We start from the raw sequence: 20,900 nt of genomic DNA on the forward strand, positions 1-20,900 counted from the left end.
CGCGCAATCCATGCTCAAACGTCTCAGTGTCGGCAGCAAGCTTGTCTTGCTGTTGTTGCCTCCCCTGTTGATCGCGCTGGGATTGTCGGGCTGGCTGCTTGCCAAGCGCTACGAGGCGATGCAGGGCTACCAGTCGGCGCAGGCGCTGGTTTCTGTGTCGCAGGTGGCGAGCAACCTGATGCACACCCTGCAGGCTGAACGGGGGCTGACTAACGGCTATCTGGCAAGCCAGGCGCCGCTGTCCGGCGCGTTGAAGGAGGCGAGGGCGAAGAGCGATGAGGTGCGCGACGCGTTCGATCAGCATGTGGCCACCGTCGGGGACGCGGCGCTGCGCGCCGAGGCCGACGCGGTCAAGGCCAAGGTGGCCGCCCTCGCCGGCGCGCGTGCGCAGGTCGACGGCCGCCAGGTCGATGCGAAGGCTGCGTTCGCCGCCTATTCGCAGGCGGTGGCGGACTTGCTGGAGCTGGTGCGCAAGACCGTCGGTGTCAGCAGCGACGCCGCGCTGATGCAGCGTGGCCTGGTGCTCGTCAACCTGCTCGAGCTCAAGGAAAGCGCGGGCAAGGAGCGCGGCTTTATCAACGGCCCGTTGGCCGCCGGCGTGCTGATGGCGGACCAGCAACTGCAGGCCAGGGCGTTCGCTGCCCAGCAGGATGCGTATTTCGGTGCGATGCTCAAGCTGGCCGACCCGGTTACATCTGGGCGGCTGGAGGCTTTTGCCAAGGCGCCCGAAAACCTGGCGCTGCTCGAGGAGCGAGCGCTGGTGCTGGCCCTGCTGCCCGGCGAGCCGATTTCGATGCCGGCCGAGGTTTGGTTCAAGAAGGCATCGGCCAGGCTGGGCTTGCTAAAGGCGGAGCAGGACGCTCAGCTTGCCTCGCTGGCCGTCTACGTGGACGAGGCGCTTGAACGCTCTCGCGAGCTGTTCTGGCTGAACATCGGCTTGAGCGTCGTGGTGGCGCTGGCCATCTGCCTGTTCGCGTGGAGGGTGTGGCTGAACATCGAGCGACCCTTGCTCAAGCTCGAACGCCTGATGGTGCAGATGAGCGCCGACTTCGACCTGACCCGCCGCGCGCAGATCGACGGTAGCGACGAGCTCGCCCGCATGGGCCGCGCGTTCGATTGCCTCGCCGAGTCGTTTGGCACCACGCTGCGCGCGGTGATGAACCAGAGCCAGACGCTGCAACAGGCGGCCGAGGCACTCAAGGGGGTCTCGCAGCGGGCGGCGCACGCGGCCGAGTTGCAGCGCGACTCGGCGGGCCAGATCGCCGCGGCGGTCGAGGAAATGTCGGAGGGCATCGCGCAGGTCAGCGAGAACGCACAGTGCGCGCTGGCGGACGCCGGCCACATGCGCGAGAGCGTCGAATCCGACCGCGGCCGCATGCAGCGAACCAGCGACGCGATCCGCACCACCGCTGACTCGCTCGAGTCGACTGCCGAGGTGGTGCAGACGCTGACCGAGCGCTCGCAGGAAATCAACCGCATCATCACCGCGATCCGCGAGATCGCCGACCAGACCAACCTGCTCGCGCTGAACGCCGCGATCGAGGCGGCGCGCGCGGGCGAAGCCGGCCGCGGCTTCGCGGTGGTCGCCGACGAAGTGAGGAAGCTCGCCGAGCGCACCGGCCGCGAGACGGTCGAGATCACCCGCCTGGTCGGTGCGATCGGCGAGGGCACGCAGACGGCGAGCGAACGGATGGTCGACGCACGCCAGTCGATGCGTGAGGGCACTGTGTTGGTCGACGAGAGTGCGGCAGGCCTTGAAGAGATCCGCCTTAACGTCGCGGACTCCGCGCAAAAGAGCGCCGAGACGGCGGAGGCGATGCGCCAGCAGTCGGCGGCGAGCACCGAGGTCGCGGTCAATATCAGCAAGATCGCTTCGCTGGCCGAGGACAACGCGGCCATCGTGCAGGAGGCGGCCGTGCTTTCCGGGCGGCTGACCGACGCTTCGCGTGCCCTCTCCGAGGAGGTCAGCCACTTCCGGGTGGCCTAGTACGCTTCCGTCCCTTGGCGTATTGCCGGGGCGGAGGTCCTCGTGGACAATCGGGCGGCCTTCACGCGAAGGCCGCTTTTTCTTATGGGACCGACCGCATGAACGACAATCAGCTGCTGCGCTACAGCCGCCACCTGCTCCTGAAAGAGGTCGACCTGGCCGGCCAGGAGCGCCTTGCGCGCGCGCGCGTGCTGGTGGTCGGCTGCGGGGGGCTGGGCGCCGCCGCGATTCCTTATCTCGCCGCGGCCGGGGTGGGGGAGTTGTGGCTTGCCGACGACGACGCGGTCGAGCTCTCCAACCTGCAGCGGCAGGTCGCGTACGGTGAGGTCGACCTTGGCAGGCCCAAGGTCGACGCCGCGGCCGACGCGGTGCACCGCATCGACCCGGCCGTGAACGTGCGTACCTTCGCCGAGCGGCTGCACGAGGCGCGGCTGGCGGCGCTCGCGCGGGAAGTCGACGTGCTGCTCGACTGCTCGGACAACTACCCGACGCGCCAGGCGGTCAACCGCGCGGCGCTGGCCGCCGGCCGGCCGCTGGTGGTCGGCGCGGCGGTGCGCTTTGACGGGCAATTGCTGGTAGTCGACCCGCGCCGGGCGGGCACGCCCTGCTACCACTGCCTGTTCGGCGGGAGCGAGGCGAGCGACGGTGCTTGCGCGACCTTTGGCGTGTTCTCGCCGCTGGTCGGCGTGATCGGCGCACAGCAGGCACTCGAGGCGCTGAAGCTCATCATCGGCATCGGCGAGGCGCCCATCGGGCGGCTGATCAGCTACGACGCGCTGTCCGGCGCGTGGCGCGAGCTTGGTTTCGGGCGCGACCCCGAGTGCACGAGTTGCGCGCCTTACGCGAGGATGGACCAGCCGTAACGGGCGATCTCGACCACCAGCACGCCGATGAACAGCAGGCGGATCAGGTGGCTGTCGCCTTTCTCCGCCAGCTTGAGGCCGACGAAGGAGCCGGCGATCGAGCACGCGCCCATCAGCAACGCGACCTCGTACAGGCATTGGCCGTGGGCGAGGAACCACAGCATCGCCGCCGCGTTACAGGTGTTGACGAAAAGCTGCGCGTTGCCGACCGCACGCGCGAACGCCATGCCGCGCGCGCGCACCAGCGCGAGCGTGGTGAAACTGATCGCCGCAGGGCCGAACATGCCCTGGTAGAGGCCGAGCAGCGCGCCGCCGGCGGCGCCGGCGACCGGTGCCGCGCGGTCGGGCACGGCAGGGGCAGACTCCGTTTCGCCCAATTGCTTGTGGGTGAGGATGTAGCCGGCGATCAGCACCAGCACCACCAGCAGCACCGGCTTGAACCAGGCTTCGTTGATCTTGCCGATCAGCGACGCGCCGAACACCGAGGCGGCGACGCCGACGACAAGCGCGGGCAGCAGCAGCGGCCACTCGATGCGGGTGGTTTGCAGGTAGCGGCGCACGTTGTTGGCGCCGCTCAAGGCGAAGATCAGCTTGTTGGTGCCGAGAATGAACGGTAGCGGGCTGCCGGGGAAGGCGTTCAGCAGCGCCGGCAACTGGACGAGCCCCGCGCCGCCGACCGTCGCGCCGGCGACGCCACCGATAAAGGCGACCGCTGCGAGGTAGAAGTATTCGGTCATCCTGTAAAATGGGTGCGGACAATGTCCAAAGTATAGGTGGCCGGCGCGAGCCTGCCGCCAAAGTGGAGGGGATATGCCCAAGGTGCTGGGGGTGGCCGGTTTTTCCGGCTGCGGCAAGACGACGCTGATCGAGGCCTTGCTGCCTGGCCTGGCTGCGCGCGGCCTGACGGTGTCGGTCATCAAGCACAGCCACCATGTGCTCGAAATCGACGTGCCGGGCAAGGACAGCGACCGCCACCGCAGGGCAGGTGCCAGCCAGGTGCTGCTGCTGGGCGACGCGCGCTACGCGCTGACGGCAGAGCTTGCCGCGCCGCTCGATCTTACCGCGCAGCTCGCGCTGCTCTCGCCGTGCGACCTGGTGCTGCTTGAGGGGCAGAAGTGGGCCGACGTCGACAAGGTCGAGGTGTGGCGCCCCGCGCTGGGCAAGCCGCGGCTGGCCGCTTCGCGCGTGATCGCGCTGGCCAGTGACACGGCAAGCGGGTTCGACGCGGGCGATCTGCCATTGCTGGACCTGAACGACATTCCTGCCATCACCGAATTCATCGCCGCCTGGCTTGCGCGCCAGCGCGGCCACGACAAGGAAACCGCCGCATGATCCGCATTCTTTATTTCGGCTTTTTGCGCGAGGCGCTTGGCCGCGACAGCGAGACGCTCGCCTGGGACGGCGGCGACAGCGACGCGCTGCTCGCCTTGCTGCGCGAGCGCGGCGACAACTGGGCCGCCGCGCTCGCGCCGGACAAGGTGTTCCGCGTCGTCGTCGACCGCGAGGTGCGCCGCGGCGTGGTGGCCATCCCGGACGGGGCCGAGGTCGGCATCCTGCCGCCGGTGACCGGGGGCTGACGCGATGTGGTTAGACATCACCGTACGCGAGGCGCCGTTCGTCGTTGCCTTTGAAGAAGAACGCCTGCTCGCCGAAGCGGGCGACGCCGGCGCCGTGGTCACCTTCCAGGGGCGGGTGCGCGGGCACGATGGCGAATTGCCGCTGGCCGCGCTGCACCTCGAACACTACCCCGGCGTCACCGAAGACGAGATCGCGCGCATCGCCCGCGACGCTCAAACGCGCTGGCCGCTCACTGCCTGCCGCGTGCTGCACCGGGTCGGCCGCCTCGCGGTCGGCGAGGGCATCGTGCTCTTGATGGTCGCCAGCCGCCACCGCGCCGCCGCGTTTGCCGCCGCCGAGTACCTGATGGACTACCTGAAGACCGAGGCGCCGTTCTGGAAGCGCGAGGAATTCGTCGACGGCAGCTGCCGCTGGGTCGACGCGAAAACGAGCGACGACGAGGCTGCCCGCCGCTGGGAGGCGGACGCTTGATCGCCGGGCTGATCCTTGCCGGCGGCGAGGGCTCGCGCATGGGCGGCGCCGACAAGGGCGCGTGCCAGCTCGCGGGTGAGCCGCTCGCCTGCCATGTCGCGCGCCGCTTCGCGCCGCAGGTGGACGCCTTGTGGGTGAGCGCCAACCGCGGCGAGGCGCTGTACCGCACGCTGGGCGAGGTGGTGCCCGACCTTGCCGCGTACACCTCGATGGGGCCGCTCGCCGGCATCGCAAGTTGTGCTCAGAGACTGCCCGCCGGCGCGCTGCTCGCCGTGGCGCCGTGCGACACGCCGTGTTTGCCTGACGACCTTGTCGCGCGGCTCGCGGCCGGTCTTGCCGCGCAGCCGGCAGCAGGCGCTGCCTACGCGGTGGCGCCGGCCGGCCCCCACTACGCGCTGCTGCTCGCGCGCGAGCGCGCACTGGCCGCCTTGCCCGTCTACCTTGCGCGCGGCGGGCGCGCAATCCGCCACTGGCTCGCCACCGTTCACGCGATTGCCGTGCCGTTCGACGACGACGCGGCGTTTGCCAACGCCAACGACGCGGCGGCGCTTGCCGCGCTCGCCGCGCGGCTTGATGCCGCCAAACCCTGAAAGACCGACATGCTCGACTACCATGACGCGCTTGCGACGCTGCTCGCAGGCCTGACGCCTCCCGCAGATGACGAGACGCTGCCACTGTCCGCCGCCGCAAACCGGACGCTCGCGCGCGCGCTGCCGGCGCGCTTTGACACCCCGTCGTTCGACAACAGCGCGATGGACGGCTACGCGCTGTGCGACCCATCCGGTACCTGCACGACCTTTGGCGTGACCGTGCGTGTCGCCGCAGGCGACAACGCGGCGGGCGTTGCCCTGCAGCCGGGCGAGGCTGCGCGCATCTTCACGGGCGCGCCGTTGCCGGCGGGGGCGACGGCGGTGGTGGCGCAGGAAGACACCCGCCGCGACGGGGACAGGCTGCAGCTGGAGCGCCCCGCGCGCGCCGGCGCGCACATCCGCCGCCGCGCCGAGGAATACGCGGCGGGCGGCGCGCTGCTGGAAGCCGGCGCGAGGCTCACGCCGGCGGCGGTCGCGCTGGCGGCAAGCCAAGGCTACGCGGCCGTGCCGGTGAAGCCCAGGTTAAAGGTGACGGTGTTCTCCAGCGGCAACGAACTGGTCGAACCGGGCGCGGTGCCGCAGCCCGGGCAGATCTTCGACGCCAACCGCTACCAGCTTGTCGCCTGGCTCGCCGGCTTCGATGTGGATGTGCGCGACGGCGGCATCCTGCCCGATGACGCCGCGCATACCCGCGCCGCGCTCGCCGAGGCGTCGCTAGCAAACGACGTGATCCTGACCTCGGGCGGGGTGTCGGTCGGCGAGGAAGACCATGTGCGCGCCGCGCTCGAATCCATCGGCACGCTCACCGCGTGGAAGCTCGCGATCAAGCCGGGCAAGCCCTTCGCGTGGGGGCAGGCCGGCCGTGCGCGGGTGTTCATGCTGCCGGGCAACCCGGTGGCGACCTTCGTCACCTTCTTCCTGCTGGTCGTGCCGGCGCTGCGCGCATTGTCGGGGCAAGCGGATGCCATGCCGCGCGCGCTGCCGGTACGTGCCGCGTTTGTAAAAAACAAGGTCGAGCCGCGCCGCGAGTTCCTGCGCGCGCGATTGCGGGCGGAGGATGGCGCACTATTGGCGGACCTCATGGCCGGGCAGGGTTCGGCCATGCTCTCGGCGTGCGCCGGCGCCGACGCGCTGGTCGAGATTCCGCCCGCGACGACCGTCGCCGAGGGAGACCTGCTTAACGCCTACCTGATCAACGGAGCCTTCCAGTGAAAGAAACCAACAACAGCGTGCGCATCGGCCTGGTGTCGGTCAGCGACCGCGCGAGCAGCGGCGTGTACGTCGACGAGGGCCTGCCCGCGCTGCGCGAGTGGCTAGCGGCGGCGATTGTCGAGCCGACCGAATTTGTCGAGGCGCTGATCCCCGACGAGCAGCCGCTGATCGAGGCGACGCTCAAGCGGCTGGTCGACGAGGAGGGCTGCGCGCTGGTGCTGACCACCGGCGGCACCGGCCCCGCGCCGCGCGACGTGACCCCCGACGCGACGCTCGCCGTCGCCGACCGCGAAATGCCGGGCTTCGGCGAGCAGATGCGCCAGGTCTCGCTCTACTACGTGCCCACGGCGATCCTGTCGCGCCAGGTCGGCGTGATCCGCGGACAGAGCCTGATCCTCAACCTGCCGGGACGCCCAAAGTCCATCCGCGAGACGCTGGAAGGCGTGCGCGGCGAGGACGGGGAAGTGCGGGTGCACGGCGTGTTCTCGGCCGTGCCGTACTGCGTCGAGCTGATCGGCGGGCCGGTGTTCGACACCCGCCCTGAAGTGGTGCGCGCGTTCCGCCCGAAGAAGAAGTGAGGCTCAGGCGCCGAGCATGGCGGCGTCGACCGTGAAGTCGTTGCCGTGCCGGCGCACGAGCCGAGTCAGTGCCGGGCCGAGCTCTGCCCAGTGCGCCGCCAGCGCGGCGGCCGGGTCGGCGAGCGCCGACTGCCCCAGACGCAGCGCCAGCGCCTGCGGGTCGATATGGAAGAAGGCCGGGTAGCCGTCGAGGCGGCCGTTGACCAGCAACAAACGGCTGCGGTCGATACGCGCGGCGAGCAATACCAGCATGGTCAGGCTCCGCTCAAAAGGCGCGAGTGTGCGCGAGCCGACGGGCGCTGGCAAGCCTACAGCCAGCGCCTCACCTTGCGGCAATACACCGCGTACGCGTCGCCGAAACGTGAAATCAAAGCCGCTTCCTCGACGCGGATCTGGAAGCGGTTCATCCACCACACGAATAGCGGCACCGGCAGCCACGCGGCCCAGTTGCCGAGCTTGAGCGCCCACGCGACCAGCAGCAGCAGGTCGGCGAGATACATCGGGTTGCGGCTAAAACGGTACAGTCCGCTCGTCACCAGCGTGTTCGCCTTCTTCGGGTGGCGCGGGTCGATGGTGGTGCCCGCGTGCAAAAAGCCCAGCACGGCGACGCCGATGATCAGCACGGCGACGACCGCGACGGCGCGTGCGGCGCCGTGCGCGCCGGGCAGGGTGTAGGCGAGCGCGGGCAGCCACTCGGCGGCGCCGTACATCAGCGTGCCGGCGGCCACCACGAGGACGGGGGGCGGAAGTTTCAGCTCGAGCAGCATGCGTGTCGGATAGCGGGTCGGGCCGACCATGCTGCCTTCAAGTGCAGGAGGAAGCAATGTCTACCGCTTTTGTCGGCCTCGATTACATCGTCGACGTGATGGGCGAGGGCGGCCATCCGGCGCGCTGCCAGGCCGAGGCCGCGCGGCGCGAGGTGGTCCGCCACGCCAACCAGGCCGCCGCTTTTTGCCGCGCGCGCGGCTGGCCGGTGATCTGGGTGAGGGTCGGTTTCTCGCCGGGCTACCCCGAGTGGCCGGCCGCATCGCCCTTGTTCGGCGGCGCGCGCGACGCCGGCGCCTTCTTGCTCGGCGCGCCCGGCACCGCCTTTGTGCCGGAGCTTGCCGTGCAGGCGGGCGACGTGGTGCTCGCCAAGCCCAGGGTCAGCGGCTTTTACGGCACCGCGCTCGAGGCGGTGCTGCGCGCGCGCGGCGTTACCCGGCTGATTGTCTCCGGGGTGAGCACCAGCCTTGCGGTGTCGTCGACGGTGCGCGACGCGCACGACCGCGACTACGCGGTGTACCTGCTGGAAGACGCGTGCGCGGCGGCGAGCGAGGCCGAGCACTCGGCGGGGCTGCTGCCGCTGCCCGCGATCGCCCGCATCATCCGCTGCGGCACGCTCGCGTCGTTGGCCTGAGCAGGTACAATGCGCGCGTCACCCACCGGAGCCTTGCCCATGCACGCTGCCATCGTCCGCGTCGAACCCGTCCACGCACCCGCCATCGACTACCCGCGCGAGGACAGGTTGGTAGAGGGGCGGCCGCGCCGCCAGACCTGGACGGCCTGCGAGACGCAGGGCGTCGCCTGCGGCATCTGGTCGTGCGAGGCGGGCGCGTGGAAGATCCGCTTCGCCGACAACCGCCAGGAATTCTTCTGCGTGATCAGCGGGCGGGTGGTGCTGACCGACGAGGCGGGCCGCGCCGAGGTGTTCGGCGCGGGCGAGGCGGGGGTGATCCCGCCGGGCTTTGTCGGCGAGTTCCGCGTGCTCGAGCCGGTGTCCAAGTACTTCGTGGTCGCCGACGCGAAGCCGGACTAAGCGCCCTCGATCTCGCGGATCGCCTGCTCGATCTCGCGGATTGCCTTGTCGGTGTCCGCGTCCTGGTCGCCACGGGCGCCCTGCTTGAGCTGGGCAAGCAGCTGCTTGAGCTTGGCGACCATCTCCTGCAGCGCCGGGTCGGCCTGCTCTTCCTGCCGGATGCCCTGACTGGCGTCCTTCGCCTGTTCGCCCGGCGTCGTCTCTTCCGCTGGCGTCTTGCCGTCTGCGCCCTCTGTCCATCCTGCCTGCGTGCCGCTTTGGGAGGCAGCCTGGCTGTCGGCTGGCGGCGTGGGTGTCTCCTGCAGCGCCTGCGTGGCATCTGTTCCGGCTACCGACTGCGCGCTGGCGCCAGCCTCGGCGTCGCTCGCGGGCGGCGCGGCCTGGCCGGCCTCTGGCGGTGGCGCGCCCGCCGCCTCGCCCAGCGCCTTCAATTCGCGCGCGACCTGCGCGAGCTGCTGCGCGATCGCGCGGCGGCTGCCGGCGTCGTTGCCGGCGAGCGCCATCATCTTGCGCAGCATCTCCAGTTTTTCCTTGAGCATCGCCTTCTGCCAGCCCTGCGCCATGTCGCTCGCCGCGCTACGTGCGGGCAGCTTGGGCTTGTCCATGCGTTCGCGCATCGCGCGCAGCGCGTCGGAGAGCGACTGGGAAAGCGCCTGCTCGGGCGTGGTGTCGGCGTTGGCGTGGGTTGGCAGCGGCGCGGCCGCTGGAGTGGGCGACGCTGCCTTGCCGGCGGAGGCGGGGCCGGCCTCGCGTGCGCCGGTGCGCGGCGAAAGGCTGGCCCAGGGGGAGGCCTGGATTTTCATGTTGTTCGCTTCCGGGTGCTTTTTATTTGTATCGGCCGCCCGGCGCGAACCTTGAGTCAGAGCTCGTCGAGCGCGCCGTCCAGGTGTTCGAGCGACGCCCAGTTGTCTACCTGCCAGCGCCCGGCGCGGTGGCTGAGCGTATTGAGCGCGGCGTTGGGGATGGCTACCTTGCGCGGGGTATCCAGCGGCTCTGCGCTGGCGATCCGCCACACGATGTCGAGCACGCCGCCGTGGCACACTACCAGCACGCGGCGCCCGGCGTGGCCGCGCTCGACGCCTTCGAGCGCGGCGTGGACCCGCCCGGCAAAGTCCGCCAGCGACTCGCCGCCTTCGAGCGGGTGCGCGATCTCGCGCTCGCGGTAGGCGCGCCAGGGCTCCGGTGCGAGCGATGGGGCCTCGTCCAGCGTCAACCCCTGCAGCGCGCCGTAGTGGCGCTCGCGCCAGTGCGCGTCGAGGCTGATAGGCAGGCCGAGCGCCGCCGAGAGCGGCGCGGCGGTCTGCCGGGTGCGCGCAAGGTCCGACGCGACGAGGGCGTCGAAGCGTTGGCCCTTCAGCGCGTCGGCAAGCCGGGCCGCCTGCGCGTGGCCGTTGGCGTTGAGCGGGATGTCGAGGTGGCCTTGCAGGCGGCGCTCGACGTTCCAGTCGGTCTCGCCGTGGCGGACCAGGCAGACGGTGGTGGTGGCGGTTTGCATGGCGCTAGGCTGCGGGGTTTACAGGGCGAGCGCAAGCCCCAGCGGCACGAAGGCGATGCTGGCGAGGTTGCCCACCAGCACCATCGCCGCCATCCGTTCGGGCTCCTGCCGGTAGTGTTCGGCCATCAGGAAGTTGAGCACGGCAGGCGGCAGCGCGCCGAACAGGATCAGCAACTGCGCCTGCGCGGGGGGCAGGTCGATCAGCCACAGCGCGATGTACGCGCCGATGAGCCCGCCTATCGGGCAGGCCAGCGCGCCGATGACGCCGGCGCCCAGCGCGGCGCGGCCGACGCTGACCATGCGCACGCCAAGCGCGAACAGCATCAGCGGGATGGTCGCGTCCCCCAGCATCTTGAGGCCGGTGAGCATGGGTGCGGGCGGGTGCAGGTCCAAGAGGCTCGCGGCGACGCCGAGCGCGGACGCGATCACGATGGGATTGCGGGCGAGGCCCGCGATGCGGGTGCGCGGGCTGAAGATGTACGCGCCCAGCGTGAAGTGCAGCAGGTTGGAGATGACGAACAGTACGACAAAGCCGGCGAAACCCTCCGGCCCGAAGGCCAACAGCGCGAGCGGCAGCCCCATGTTGCCGCTGTTGTTGAACATGGCGGCGGGCAAGAGCGTGCGCGCGTTAACGCCGAGGGCGCGCGCCACCGGCCATGCGATGAGGCCGGAGACGAGGATCACCAGCGTCGCGGCCGGCACCAGGCGCCACTGGGCGGCGAGGTCGAAGCCGCGGTCGGCCAGCGCCGAGAACACCAGTAGCGGCACGCACACGTCCATGTTGACGCGGTTGAGCGCACGCATGTCGGGTTTGACCGTGCGGCCGTACCACCAGCCGATGGCGACGATGACGATGACGGGAAGGATGGTGGCGACAATACGGTCCAGCATGGCGGTGTGCTCGTTTGTTTCTTGCAAGCATGCCGCCATCTTGCCGCTTTGGCTATCAGTGTATACCCAGCCCCGACACCTCGCGCGCGAGCGCCGCCGCCGCGTTGTCGGTCAGCGCGCCGACGTAGTCGAGGATCTTCATGTAGGCAAGGTAGGGGCCGTCGGTGGCGTCGATGCGCCCGTCGATCAGCGCGAGGTGCAGCTGCTCGCGGGTGCTGAGGGGGCGGCCGGTCGTCAGCGCGTGCGCGGCGGGGACCAGGATGTCGAGCAGCGCGCCCATGCACGGGTAAGCGGCGATTTCGGTGACCAGCTTGGCGCGGTGGCGGTAGATGCGCTGGCTCGCCAGCGACTTGGCGCCGGTGACGGTGTCGCGCACCGCCGGCGCGCATACCTCGATCAGGTCGCGCGCGGGGAAGCACCCTTCGAGCAGTTCGCGCTCGAAGGCCATGCAGCGGTCGGCTACCTCGGCGACGCACTTGCCGACGGCCGAGCCGCGCAGCGCCGAGCAGCGCTGGCGCGGGTCGGTGATCGGCCACGCCTTCTCGACCTCGACCAGCGGGCCTAGTGCCTCCTCGAATTCGGTGACGTCCAGCATGCCGATCTCGACCGCGTCCTCCAGGTCGAGGATGGCGTAGCAGATGTCGTCGGCTGCCTCCATCAGGTAGGAGAGCGGGTGGCGTGCCCATTCGGTGTCGCCGCGGCGCAGCAGGCCCAGCTCGCTGGCGACCGCCTCGAACATCGCAAGCTCGGTGCGGTAGACGTTGAACTTGCCGCGCGCGGGGTAGGTGTCGGACGTCCACGGGTACTTGACCAGCGCGCCCAGCGCCGCCGAGGTCAGCCGCATGCCGCCTTCGCCGACGTAAAGCTCGAGCGAGGCGACCGTGCGCAGCCCGTGTGCGTTGCCTTCGTAGGTCTGGATGTCGGCGCGCTCTTCCGCGGTTAGCGGCGCGAGCCAGGTGGCGTTGCGCGGCGCGCGGAACCAGTCGCGCAGCGCGTCCTCGCCGGTGTGGCCGAACGGCGGGTTGCCGATGTCGTGGGCGAGGCAGGCCACCTGCACCACCGCGCCGATGTCGAAGGGGGTGACACCGGCGGGCAGGCGGGAGGTGGCGGCGAGCATCGCGCCGACGCGGTTGCCCAGGCTGCGCCCGACGCTGGCCACCTCGACGCTGTGGGTGAGCCGGTTGTGGGTGTGGTCGTTCGGCGCGAGCGGGTGGACCTGCGTCTTGCGGCCGAGCCTTCGGAACGCGCTGGAGAACACCAGGCGGTCGTGGTCGACGTGGAAGTCGGTGCGCAGGCCGGCGCCGCTGTCGCCGGCGGCCAGCGCGCGTGCCGGCACGACGCAGCCGTCCTTGAGCTTGAAGCGGCGCGTCGACATCAGCGCCGGCCAGTGCATGGTCGCCTCGGGCATGGGGCCTCCTGGTTGGGTAGGCTCCCAGTATGCCCGATGGCTTACAGGTAGTGGAACGCCGGCGTCCTGCGCTCGTCGGTCGGGATCTCGTAGCCCAGCATAAAGAGCGCCGCCTCGACGCGGTCGGCAGCGTCGTCGTGGGCGAGCCACGACGCGTCGCACTTGGCGACCGCGTCGCGGATCAGCCAGCTGGCGCGGATCATCCATTCGGCGTGGAAGGCGCCGCGGTTGGAGAGCTGGCGGAAGTGGTAGCGCTCGTCGCTCGGGTTGCGGTTCATCGACGAGGCACCCGGCGCCCACGGGAAACCCAGCAGCTCGGGCAGGTCGATGCGCGCGCGCCAGCAGTGCTGGCGGGCGAGCAGGCCGAGTGCGGCGCCGACCCGGCCGTCGTACATGGTCAGGCGGCGGCTTGCCAGCGCGTACACCTTGGTGAAGCCGACGTTCATGCGCAACGTCTCGTTGAACGCGGTGACGTCGGGCGTGTCCGACTCCAGCACGGCCAGCGCGTCGCCCAACAGGCGCGGCAACTGTGCGCGGTTGGCTTCGGCCCATTCGGCGTTCAGCGAGTAGAGCTTGATGCCCTTGCCGCCGGTGCTCCAGCGTAGCGCGGCGTCGACCGCTGCGAGCAGGGCGTCGGCGTCGCCCTTGGCGAGGGCGGACGACAAGGCTGCGCGCAGGGCGTGGCGCGCGCGCGCGTTTTCTTCGTAATCGAGGCCGTTCCAGTGGTAGTGGCCGAAGCACTCCTCGAGGCGGGTGACGGTGAATTCGCGCGGCGCGTCTTCCGGCAGCGTCTTGTCACGCAGGCGGAACGGGTGGGCGGCGATGGCCTCGCCGCCGAACCAGCGTGCGAGGCGCTGGCTGAACGCCGCGACGGCCGGGTCTGCGAGATAGCTTTGTTTGTCCTGGAAGGGAGCTTGCACGCGATTACTCCAATAGATTCCGCTTGCCGGTCTTGTTTAATCAAAATAGATATATAGCCAAAAAATGCCGGACTGGCGAGCCGGGGATGCTTTGCCGCGGCCGGCGGTGTAGACTCGCCGACCGAAAAACGACAGGAGGACGCCATGCAATTCGAACATCTGGTCGCCGTCAACCAGCCCGGCAACCCGGGCCTGCGCGCGCTGACCCGCGACGAGCTGTGGCGCGGCCTGCTCAGGCGCGCGCTGTCCGCACTCGACTTTGTCGAGTCGCTGGAGACCGATATCGAGCACGAAGCTGGCGAGGGCTACAGCGAGCGCAGCTGGGGCTACGGCAACTTCGAGGTGCGGGTGCGCATCGAGCACGCGGCGCCGGATACCATCGTCGTGCGCACCCACCCGCTGCCCGATGACGAAGGCGGCCGGCTGACCATTACGGTCGAAGAGCCCGAGGCGGGCCACCTTTTCGTGCGTTTCGCCTACCAGACCCCGTTGCCGGAGGGCGTGGTCGACGGCGTCGACGTCGCCGCCTACCTGCGCTCGGCGTACCGCGACACCGACGTGGCGATCATCCGCCGCATCCGCGAGATGGTCGAAGCGGGCGAGCTGTAAGTCAAAAGTGCCGTTTGCTGCGTTGCCGCAAGCGGCGCTTTGCGCTAGAGTGCGCGCTCCATAAATCGCGGGCGGCCAGCCCGCGCAACGCCGCAAGAGCGCCTCCATACCCCATGCAGACCACCATCTTCGATACCAACTTGCCCCGCCGGGCGCTGGCCTGGCTGTCCTGCCGCCTGATGAAGCTCGCCGGCTGGCGCGTCGAGGGGCAGTTTCCGTCCATCAAGCGTTGCGTGATGATCGCCGCGCCGCATTCGACCAACTGGGACTTCCCGCTGGCCCTGGCGGCGACCTTCATCCGTGGCGGGCGCATCTACTGGATGGGCAAGCACACGCTGTTCTGGGGCCCGCTGGGCCCGGTGATGCGCTTTCTGGGCGGCATCCCGGTCAACCGTGGCCGCGCCGGTTCGCTGGTCGGCCAGATCGTCGACGCGTACGGCCGTGCCGACGAACTGGTGGTGGTGGTGCCGCCGGAGGGGACGCGCGCCAAGGTGCGCGAGTGGAAGACCGGCTTTTACCGCATCGCCTGCGGCGCGCAGGTGCCGATCGTGCTCGCCTATATCGACTTTCCGAGCCGTACCGTCGGCTTCGGCCCGGTGTTCGAGCCTTGCGGCGACATCGACGTGGACATGCCGAAGATCCGCGACTTCTACAGCGGCTACCGCGGCAAGTACGACTGAGGCCGGGTTCGCGACCGCGAACCCGCGCAAGGCAAAACGGCTGGAAATGCGGCACGTACAAACGGTACGTGGGCATCCCGGCCGTTTTTCACGTGGATGCGGCTTCAGGGCAGGGCGGGGAGCGCGCTCAAGGGCAGCAGCAGGGTCGAGGTCGCCACGGCCTGGGCGCCGCCGATCGCGCTGCGCCGCAGGTGTTCGCCGCTGACGGTCGCCATCAGGAGCGTGCGCCCTATCATCTGCCCGAACTCCCGCTCGAAGCTGAGGTTGACCGTATCGGCCGTGCGCTCGTTGGCGACGAGCAGCGGGCGGCCGGTTGTGTCCGTACGGTGGTTGACGAGCCACGCGGCGACTTCGATGTTGTAGGCGGCGTTGGCGAGCTTTTGCGCGTTGACGGCGTCGGTCAGCGTCGGCGAGCGCTCGCCCTCCCACGCGTCCATCAGCATGCTGCCCAGCCCGTAGGCGAGGGCGCCGGCGCGGTCGCCCTCGAAGGCCGGCTCGAACGCGGTCGCGATCGCGTCTTGTGCGCGCACCTTGCCAAGCGGGGCGAGCGGCAGCCGGCTCTTGATCGCGAACATCACTTCGCCACTCGCCGCCTCGGCGCTGGCGTAGCCGCCCGCGCGCCAGGCTGCGGGGTTGCGCAGGTAGAGCTTGGCGAGCAACCGCTCCAGACTTTGCAGGTTTTCGGCCATCACCAGTGTCGCCAGCCGTTGCGTCGGCGTCTGGATCAGCTCGCGCGCGTCGAACGCGTGTTCGGGTACCGCCTTCCTGGCCGGCACCCACGCGCAGCCGGCGAGGCTGAGCATGAGCGCGCCCGAGAGCAGGGCGCTAGCGCGCAAAGTAGCCCCGCGCCTCGGCGTTTTCCAGCGCGTCTGCCAGCCAGCGCCCGGCGTCCGGGCAGCCCGCGTCGACCTGGCTTGCCGCGCGGCTGCGCACATCGGATGCGCGCACGCCGTTCTCGCGCCAGCTCTGCCCCTCGCGGTTGAGGTTGAGCAGGATGGGCATCAGCCGGTCCATCGCCCGCGCGAAGCGCGCCTCGGCGCTTTGCGCGGCCTCGAATTCTTCCCATAGCGCGAACATCTCTTCTGCCTGCGCCGGCGGCAGCAAGGAAAAGATACGCCGTGCGCCCTCGGCTTCCTCAGCCTTGTCCTCGGCGCTCGCCGCGTAAAACAGGGTGTCGCCGCTGTCGATCTCGCCGATGTCGTGTACCAGCAAGAGGCGGATCACCCGTTCGATGTCGAGCGCCACCGGCGCGTGCGGTGCAAGGGTGAGCGCGAGCAGCGCGACCTGCCAGCTGTGTTCGGCGGCGTTCTCGTAACGCTCGAGGGTGACCGGCTTGTTCTTGCGCAGCACGCCCTTGAGCTTGTCGATCTCGACGATGAAGGCGATGCGCCGGGCGAATTCTGTCTGATGCATGGTGATGGGGGCGTTGTGGTGGTTGGACGCTCGGATTCTAGCGCGATGGCGCCGCCTCGCGCGCGGCGCGGTACGCGATCGCCTCCAGCACGTCGACCGCGCGTTCCATCGCCTGCACGCTGACGCACTCGCGCGTGCTGCCCACGTTGAAGCCGCCGGCGAAGAGGCCGGGGCAGGGCAGGCCGATCCTGGCGCCGAGGCTGCAGTCGCGCAGTTGCGCCGGGCGTGCGGTGACGCCGGCGTCGGCCATCGCCGCGCGCGCGAGTGCGAGCGCGCGGCGCCCGTTTTCCTGCATGCCGGCCAGGTTGCGGCAGCCGGCGCCGAGCGTCAGCGTCACCCGCGGCCGGTCGAGTTCCGCGTTGAACGCGGCGGCGCGCTCGCCCAGGAAGCGCTCGCGGCAGGCGAGCCCTTCGGCGACGAAGTCGCAGAGCTGGTAGTGAAGTTCGGCGTGCCCGGTATTGCCGGCCATCGATTCGAGGTGGAAATAGCCTTCCAAGCCCCGTGTTGCCTCCGGCGTCTCGTCGCGCGGCATGCCGGCGTGAAACAGTGCGGCCAGCGTAGCCGCGTTGACGAGGCGCCCGTAGCCCGCGCCCGGCGGGCAGTCGTCGCCCTCGAAGGTAAGGCAAGCGTGCGTCGTGTTGAAGCTGTCGCTGCACAGTTCGCCAAGCGCCCCCGCGTCGACCGTATACCCCCAGCGTGCGCGCACCCGCTCGCGCGGGAAGGCCGCCGCGGCACGCCCCAGGTGCGCGTCCGGCAGCAGCACGACCCAGATTTCGCCGTGCGGCGCGGCAGGCGCGTGTACGAGGCGCGCGCACGCGCTGACGATCTCGGCGATGCCCGCCTTGTCGTCGACGCCCAGCCGTGCGTGCCCGTCGCCGGCGATCAGGTCGTCGCCGCGCGCCAGGCGCAGCGCGGGGGTGTCGCGCAGGCTCAGGCGTCCGGCGCCGTCCCCCAGTTTCACCGCACGGCCCGGCCAGGCCGGGATTTCCTGCGCGGTGGCGACGCCGGCACCCGCCGCGGGGTCTGTGTCGAGGTGGGCGATCCAGGCGATGGCGGGCGCGTGTTCGGCGCCGGCCGTGGCCGGCAGGCGGGCGCTGACGCAGCCGGTGGCGTCGTGTACGACGTCACTGAGGCCGATGCGCAAGAGTTCTTCGGCGAGCAGCGCGCCCAACGCGCGCTGTCCGGCGCTGCTGGGCTGGCTGGTTGAGGCGGGGTCGGCGCTGCTGTCGATCGCTGCGTAACGCAGGAAACGCTCGCTGACGGCGGTGGGCATCGCACACTCCTTGGCAGTCGGGTGCGTCCACTATGCACGCGCGGCGCGTGCGCGACTTTGCGCTGTGTCAGACAAGCGCCCGCCTCAGGGCAGACGGCCGATCGATGCGGCCATCAGCGCGAACATCGCGTCGGCGTCGACTTCGGTGATCCACAGCGCGTTGGGCGCGCGGCCGGTGCTGCGCCACCAGTCGACCGAAGAGTGGCCGCGGGTCAGCGCGCTGTCGGTCTCGATTTCGACGTTGACCTCGCGTCCGCCGAACAGGCCGGGTTCGAGCAGCCACGCCACCGCGCACGGGTCGTGCAGGGGCGCGCCCTCCTGCCCGTATTTTTTCACGTCGTGCCGCTCGAAGCTCGTCATCAGCCGCGCGGCGAGCGGGCCGCAAGCGTTGGGCAGGGCCGCGACGCGCGCGACGCGTTCTGCGCGCGTGCACGCCTGGTGGGTGGCGTCCAGCGGCAGCACGGTCACGGGCACCCCCGCGTGCAGCACGCGCGCCGCGGCGTGCGGGTCGGCGTAGAAGTTGAACTCTGCCGACGGCGTGATGTTGCCGCCCTCGAAGTAGGCGCCGCCCATCACCACGACGCGGCCGATGCGCGGCGCGATGTCCGGCGCGATCGACAGGGCCAGCGCAAGGTTGGTCAGCGGGCCGACCGCGCACAGGGTGACGCTGCCGGACGCCTCGCAGCGGACAGTGTCGACGATGAACTGCGCGGCGTGGCCCGCCTGCAGCGGCATTGAAGGCTCGTGTTCGGGTGCGCCGGCCATGCCGCTTTCGCCGTGCACCTCCTCGGCGGTGGCGATGCTCGCGCACAGGGGGGCTGCGGCGCCCGCGTATACCGGCACGTCGGCGCGGCCGGCCCACTCGCAGACGATGCGCGCGTTGCGCGAGGTCGCGTCGACGCCCACGTTGCCGGCGACGCAGGTGACGCCCATCAGTTCCAGCCGGTCGCTCGCGCCGAGCAGGAAGAGCAGGGCGACGGCGTCGTCGAGGCCGGGGTCGGTGTCGAAAATGACTTTCTGGCGCATGAGGGCTTACCCGTGGTCGTGGACGAGCAGACATTATTGGTCAGGCGAGCGGGTGCCTGCTACACTTGCGGCCTTTTTTGACGCGCTAGAGGCGCCAAGTCATTGTGAACACGAAGGATTTTTCCGCGCTGGCGCTGCCGGCGCCGCTACTGGCCAACCTGCCCTCGCTCGGTTACACCGAGATGACGCCGATCCAGGCTGCCGCCTTGCCCGTCGCGCTCGCCGGCCGTGACCTGATCGCGCAGGCGGCGACCGGCAGCGGCAAGACCGCGGCGTTCGGCTTGCCCCTGCTTAGCCGGATCAACCCGCGCTGGTTCGCCGTGCAGGCGCTGGTGCTGTGTCCGACCCGCGAACTGGCCGAGCAGGTCGCGCGCGAAATCCGCCGCCTCGCCCGCGCCGTCGAAAACATCAAGGTGGTCACGCTGACCGGCGGCACCCGCATGGGCCCGCAGATCGGCTCGCTCGAGCACGGCGCGCACATCGTCGTCGGCACGCCGGGCCGCCTGCACGACCACCTGTGGCGGCGCACGCTCGACCTCTCCACCGTCAGCACGCTGGTGCTCGACGAGGCCGACCGCATGGTCGACATGGGCTTTTACGAGGAGATCACCGGCATCGTCGACGCCTGCGGCAAGCGCCGGCAGACGCTGATGTTCTCGGCGACCTACCCCGAGGACATCCAGCGCCTCGCCAAGCGCTTCATGCGCGAGCCCGAGCGCGTCAGCGTCGACGCCAAGCCCGACGCGGCGAAGATCGAGCAGCGCTTCTACAAGGTCGACCCGGCCGGCCGCATCGACGCGCTGGTGCGCCTGATCGGCCACTTCCGCCCGGCGTCGACGCTGGTGTTCTGCAACACCCGCGAGGCGGTCAAGGCGTCGGTGCGCGCGCTCGAGGCGCAGGGCATCGGCGCGCTCGCGCTATACGGTGACCTGGAACAGCGCGATCGCGACGAGACCCTGCTCAAGTTCGCCGCCGGCTGCGCGCCGGTGCTGGTCGCCACCGACGTCGCCGCGCGCGGCCTCGACATCCGCGCGCTCGACTGCGTGATCAACGCGGAGCTTGCGCCGAAAGCCGACGTGCACGTACACCGCATCGGCCGTACCGGCCGCGCCGGCGAGACCGGCCTCGCGTTAAGCCTGGTGGCGCCGACCGACACCGCGCGCCTCGCCCGCATTGAAGAGGTGCAGGGTGCGCGTGCGCGCTGGGACGAGCTCGCCAAGCTGACGGTGCAGCCTGCCGGCGCCAAGCCGGCTCCGGTGCTCTTGTGCATCAACGCGGGCAAGCGCGACAAGCTGCGCCCGGGCGATATCCTGGGCGCACTCACCGGCGAGGGCGGCCTGCCCGGCACCGCGATCGGCAAGATCCAGCTCTCCGACACCGCAAGCTACGTCGCCATCGCCCCCGACTACGCGAAACAGGCGCTCGCCTGGCTCGACGGCGGCCGCATCAAGACGCGCAGCGTCAAGGCGCGCATCCTCTAGCGCGATAGCCGGTAGGCGACGCCCTGCACCACGGCGGCGCGGCCGCTGTGGCAGCGCCCTTCGATGACGTCGCGTTCGGTTTCCTGTAGCCATTCCCAGCGCACGCGGGGCAGGTCGGCGACCAGATGCGCGGGCTCGAGCAGCAGTTCGGCCTCGCGTGGGCCGCCGGTGTCGAAGGCGAGCTGGCGCGGGGTGTACGCCTCGATGAGGAAGACCCCGCCGTCCTTGAGCGCGGCGCTTGCGCGCGCGAGCACCACCTTGCGCAGCGCGGGGGGCAGGTGGCAGAACACCGACACCACCGCGTCAAACGTGGCCGTATCCGGCAGGAAGCCGGCGAGGTCGGCGTGCACGACGTCCACTTCTACGCCGCGCACGGCGGCGAGGCGGTGGATCTTGTCGCAGCCGGCGCGCGAGCCCTCGACCGCACACACCTTGTGCCCGAGCGACGCGAGATACACCGCGTTGCGGCCTTCTCCTTCCCCCAGGCTCAATACCCGCGACGCGGGAGCGAGGCGGTGCGTCTGGCTTGCCAGGAAGTCGTTCGGCGCGGTGCCGTATACATAGTCTTCCGCCGCATAGCGGCTATCCCAGAAATCGTTTTCCGGCATGTTGATGTCCTGACGTGGG

Annotated in this window: 26 protein-coding genes; 13 read left to right on the top strand and 13 right to left on the bottom strand. The window is 70.2% G+C overall.

What is annotated here, in order from left to right:
• The first annotated feature begins 10 nt into the window (after positions 1–10).
• Both GZH52_RS05475 and GZH52_RS05480 read left to right on the top strand, forming a co-directional pair.
• Entirely contained in the window at positions 11–1,987 is a 1,977-nt protein-coding gene (locus GZH52_RS05475; protein ID WP_163315485.1) for a methyl-accepting chemotaxis protein, read from the top strand.
• A 98-nt stretch (positions 1,988–2,085) separates the two neighbouring features.
• Positions 2,086–2,850 carry a HesA/MoeB/ThiF family protein gene (locus GZH52_RS05480; protein ID WP_163315486.1) on the top strand — a complete coding sequence of 255 codons (765 nt, stop codon included), beginning with the start codon at positions 2,086–2,088 and terminating at the stop codon, positions 2,848–2,850.
• Here GZH52_RS05480 and GZH52_RS05485 read toward each other — a convergent pair.
• Positions 2,826–3,587, bottom strand: coding sequence for a sulfite exporter TauE/SafE family protein (locus tag GZH52_RS05485; RefSeq protein WP_163315487.1), 762 nt, complete (start codon positions 3,585–3,587; stop codon positions 2,826–2,828). The two genes, GZH52_RS05480 and GZH52_RS05485, sit on opposite strands and share 25 nt — an antisense overlap.
• A gap of 73 nt (positions 3,588–3,660) precedes the next feature.
• On the opposite strand from GZH52_RS05485, the gene mobB reads away from it, so the two are divergent.
• Genes mobB through mog form a run of 6 tightly spaced genes read left to right on the top strand, consistent with a single transcriptional unit; the run spans position 3,661 to position 7,279 of the window.
• Positions 3,661–4,182, top strand: a complete 522-nt coding sequence (mobB, locus tag GZH52_RS05490; protein WP_163315488.1) for a molybdopterin-guanine dinucleotide biosynthesis protein B — start codon at positions 3,661–3,663, stop codon at positions 4,180–4,182.
• Complete coding sequence (locus tag GZH52_RS05495; RefSeq protein ID WP_163315489.1) at positions 4,179–4,427, top strand: MoaD/ThiS family protein; 249 nt, start codon at positions 4,179–4,181, stop codon at positions 4,425–4,427. The genes mobB and GZH52_RS05495 overlap by 4 nt, the downstream gene beginning before the upstream one ends.
• Positions 4,428–4,431: 4 nt before the next feature.
• On the top strand, positions 4,432–4,899 hold the full coding sequence (locus GZH52_RS05500; RefSeq protein ID WP_163315490.1) for a molybdenum cofactor biosynthesis protein MoaE: 468 nt from the start codon (positions 4,432–4,434) through the stop codon (positions 4,897–4,899).
• Positions 4,896–5,489: a molybdenum cofactor guanylyltransferase MobA gene (gene mobA, locus GZH52_RS05505; protein ID WP_163315491.1), complete on the top strand. Its 594-nt coding sequence runs from the start codon at positions 4,896–4,898 to the stop codon at positions 5,487–5,489. The genes GZH52_RS05500 and mobA overlap by 4 nt, the downstream gene beginning before the upstream one ends.
• 9 nt (positions 5,490–5,498) lie before the next feature.
• Entirely contained in the window at positions 5,499–6,701 is a 1,203-nt protein-coding gene (locus GZH52_RS05510; RefSeq protein WP_163315492.1) for a molybdopterin molybdotransferase MoeA, read from the top strand.
• Positions 6,698–7,279: a molybdopterin adenylyltransferase gene (mog, locus tag GZH52_RS05515; protein WP_163315493.1), complete on the top strand. Its 582-nt coding sequence runs from the start codon at positions 6,698–6,700 to the stop codon at positions 7,277–7,279. Before GZH52_RS05510 ends, mog begins: the two co-directional genes overlap by 4 nt.
• Positions 7,280–7,282: 3 nt before the next feature.
• On the opposite strand, the gene GZH52_RS05520 is transcribed toward mog, so the two are convergent.
• Both GZH52_RS05520 and GZH52_RS05525 read right to left on the bottom strand, forming a co-directional pair.
• Entirely contained in the window at positions 7,283–7,531 is a 249-nt protein-coding gene (locus GZH52_RS05520; RefSeq protein ID WP_163315494.1) for a hypothetical protein, read from the bottom strand.
• 56 nt (positions 7,532–7,587) lie between these two features.
• The gene (locus GZH52_RS05525; protein WP_239058031.1) at positions 7,588–8,076 is read right to left on the bottom strand and encodes a methyltransferase family protein; all 489 of its coding nucleotides are present in this window, start codon (positions 8,074–8,076) and stop codon (positions 7,588–7,590) included.
• Between the two features lie 26 nt (positions 8,077–8,102).
• Between GZH52_RS05525 and GZH52_RS05530 the strand changes: the two genes are divergently transcribed.
• Both GZH52_RS05530 and GZH52_RS05535 read left to right on the top strand, forming a co-directional pair.
• Positions 8,103–8,678 carry a cysteine hydrolase family protein gene (locus GZH52_RS05530; RefSeq protein WP_163315495.1) on the top strand — a complete coding sequence of 192 codons (576 nt, stop codon included), beginning with the start codon at positions 8,103–8,105 and terminating at the stop codon, positions 8,676–8,678.
• Between the two features lie 39 nt (positions 8,679–8,717).
• Positions 8,718–9,077: a cupin domain-containing protein gene (locus GZH52_RS05535; RefSeq protein ID WP_163315496.1), complete on the top strand. Its 360-nt coding sequence runs from the start codon at positions 8,718–8,720 to the stop codon at positions 9,075–9,077.
• Here the strand turns inward: GZH52_RS05535 and GZH52_RS05540 are convergent.
• The 5 genes from GZH52_RS05540 to GZH52_RS05560 are packed head-to-tail and all read right to left on the bottom strand — an operon-like array spanning position 9,074 to position 13,791.
• Positions 9,074–9,880, bottom strand: a complete 807-nt coding sequence (locus tag GZH52_RS05540) for a hypothetical protein (protein ID WP_163315497.1) — start codon at positions 9,878–9,880, stop codon at positions 9,074–9,076. The genes GZH52_RS05535 and GZH52_RS05540 overlap by 4 nt on opposite strands.
• Before the next feature lie 56 nt (positions 9,881–9,936).
• Positions 9,937–10,572, bottom strand: a complete 636-nt coding sequence (locus GZH52_RS05545) for a histidine phosphatase family protein (RefSeq protein ID WP_163315498.1) — start codon at positions 10,570–10,572, stop codon at positions 9,937–9,939.
• Positions 10,573–10,590: 18 nt separating this feature from the next.
• Positions 10,591–11,463: an AEC family transporter gene (locus GZH52_RS05550; RefSeq protein WP_163315499.1), complete on the bottom strand. Its 873-nt coding sequence runs from the start codon at positions 11,461–11,463 to the stop codon at positions 10,591–10,593.
• A gap of 55 nt (positions 11,464–11,518) precedes the next feature.
• A complete protein-coding gene (locus GZH52_RS05555; RefSeq protein ID WP_239058032.1) occupies positions 11,519–12,871 on the bottom strand; it encodes a deoxyguanosinetriphosphate triphosphohydrolase in 1,353 nt (450 codons plus the stop codon).
• Between the two features lie 41 nt (positions 12,872–12,912).
• On the bottom strand, positions 12,913–13,791 hold the full coding sequence (locus tag GZH52_RS05560) for a hypothetical protein (RefSeq protein ID WP_163315500.1): 879 nt from the start codon (positions 13,789–13,791) through the stop codon (positions 12,913–12,915).
• Positions 13,792–13,935: 144 nt separating this feature from the next.
• Here GZH52_RS05560 and GZH52_RS05565 point away from each other — a divergent pair, with 144 nt between their 5' ends.
• A complete protein-coding gene (locus tag GZH52_RS05565) occupies positions 13,936–14,400 on the top strand; it encodes an AtaL-like protein (protein ID WP_163315501.1) in 465 nt (154 codons plus the stop codon).
• A 113-nt stretch (positions 14,401–14,513) separates the two neighbouring features.
• On the top strand, positions 14,514–15,080 hold the full coding sequence (locus tag GZH52_RS05570; protein ID WP_163315502.1) for a lysophospholipid acyltransferase family protein: 567 nt from the start codon (positions 14,514–14,516) through the stop codon (positions 15,078–15,080).
• A gap of 104 nt (positions 15,081–15,184) precedes the next feature.
• On the opposite strand, the gene GZH52_RS05575 is transcribed toward GZH52_RS05570, so the two are convergent.
• The 4 genes from GZH52_RS05575 to GZH52_RS05590 form a co-directional block, all read right to left on the bottom strand.
• Entirely contained in the window at positions 15,185–15,916 is a 732-nt protein-coding gene (locus GZH52_RS05575) for a hypothetical protein (protein ID WP_163315503.1), read from the bottom strand.
• A complete protein-coding gene (locus GZH52_RS05580; RefSeq protein ID WP_163315504.1) occupies positions 15,906–16,493 on the bottom strand; it encodes an HD domain-containing protein in 588 nt (195 codons plus the stop codon). The genes GZH52_RS05575 and GZH52_RS05580 overlap by 11 nt, the downstream gene beginning before the upstream one ends.
• Positions 16,494–16,530: 37 nt before the next feature.
• Complete coding sequence (gene pepT / locus GZH52_RS05585) at positions 16,531–17,766, bottom strand: tripeptide aminopeptidase PepT (RefSeq protein ID WP_163315505.1); 1,236 nt, start codon at positions 17,764–17,766, stop codon at positions 16,531–16,533.
• A gap of 84 nt (positions 17,767–17,850) precedes the next feature.
• The gene (locus GZH52_RS05590; RefSeq protein WP_163315506.1) at positions 17,851–18,792 is read right to left on the bottom strand and encodes a nucleoside hydrolase; all 942 of its coding nucleotides are present in this window, start codon (positions 18,790–18,792) and stop codon (positions 17,851–17,853) included.
• A 104-nt stretch (positions 18,793–18,896) separates the two neighbouring features.
• Here GZH52_RS05590 and dbpA point away from each other — a divergent pair, with 104 nt between their 5' ends.
• Positions 18,897–20,273 (top strand): ATP-dependent RNA helicase DbpA, encoded by a 1,377-nt coding sequence (gene dbpA, locus GZH52_RS05595; RefSeq protein WP_349290639.1) that lies wholly within the window; start codon positions 18,897–18,899, stop codon positions 20,271–20,273.
• On the opposite strand, the gene GZH52_RS05600 is transcribed toward dbpA, so the two are convergent.
• Entirely contained in the window at positions 20,270–20,881 is a 612-nt protein-coding gene (locus GZH52_RS05600; protein ID WP_163315507.1) for an SAM-dependent methyltransferase, read from the bottom strand. The genes dbpA and GZH52_RS05600 overlap by 4 nt on opposite strands.
• Positions 20,882–20,900 lie beyond the last annotated feature (19 nt).

It is taken from the genome of Crenobacter caeni (assembly GCF_010435965.1).
GTDB classification, from domain to species: domain Bacteria; phylum Pseudomonadota; class Gammaproteobacteria; order Burkholderiales; family Chromobacteriaceae; genus Craterilacuibacter; species Craterilacuibacter caeni.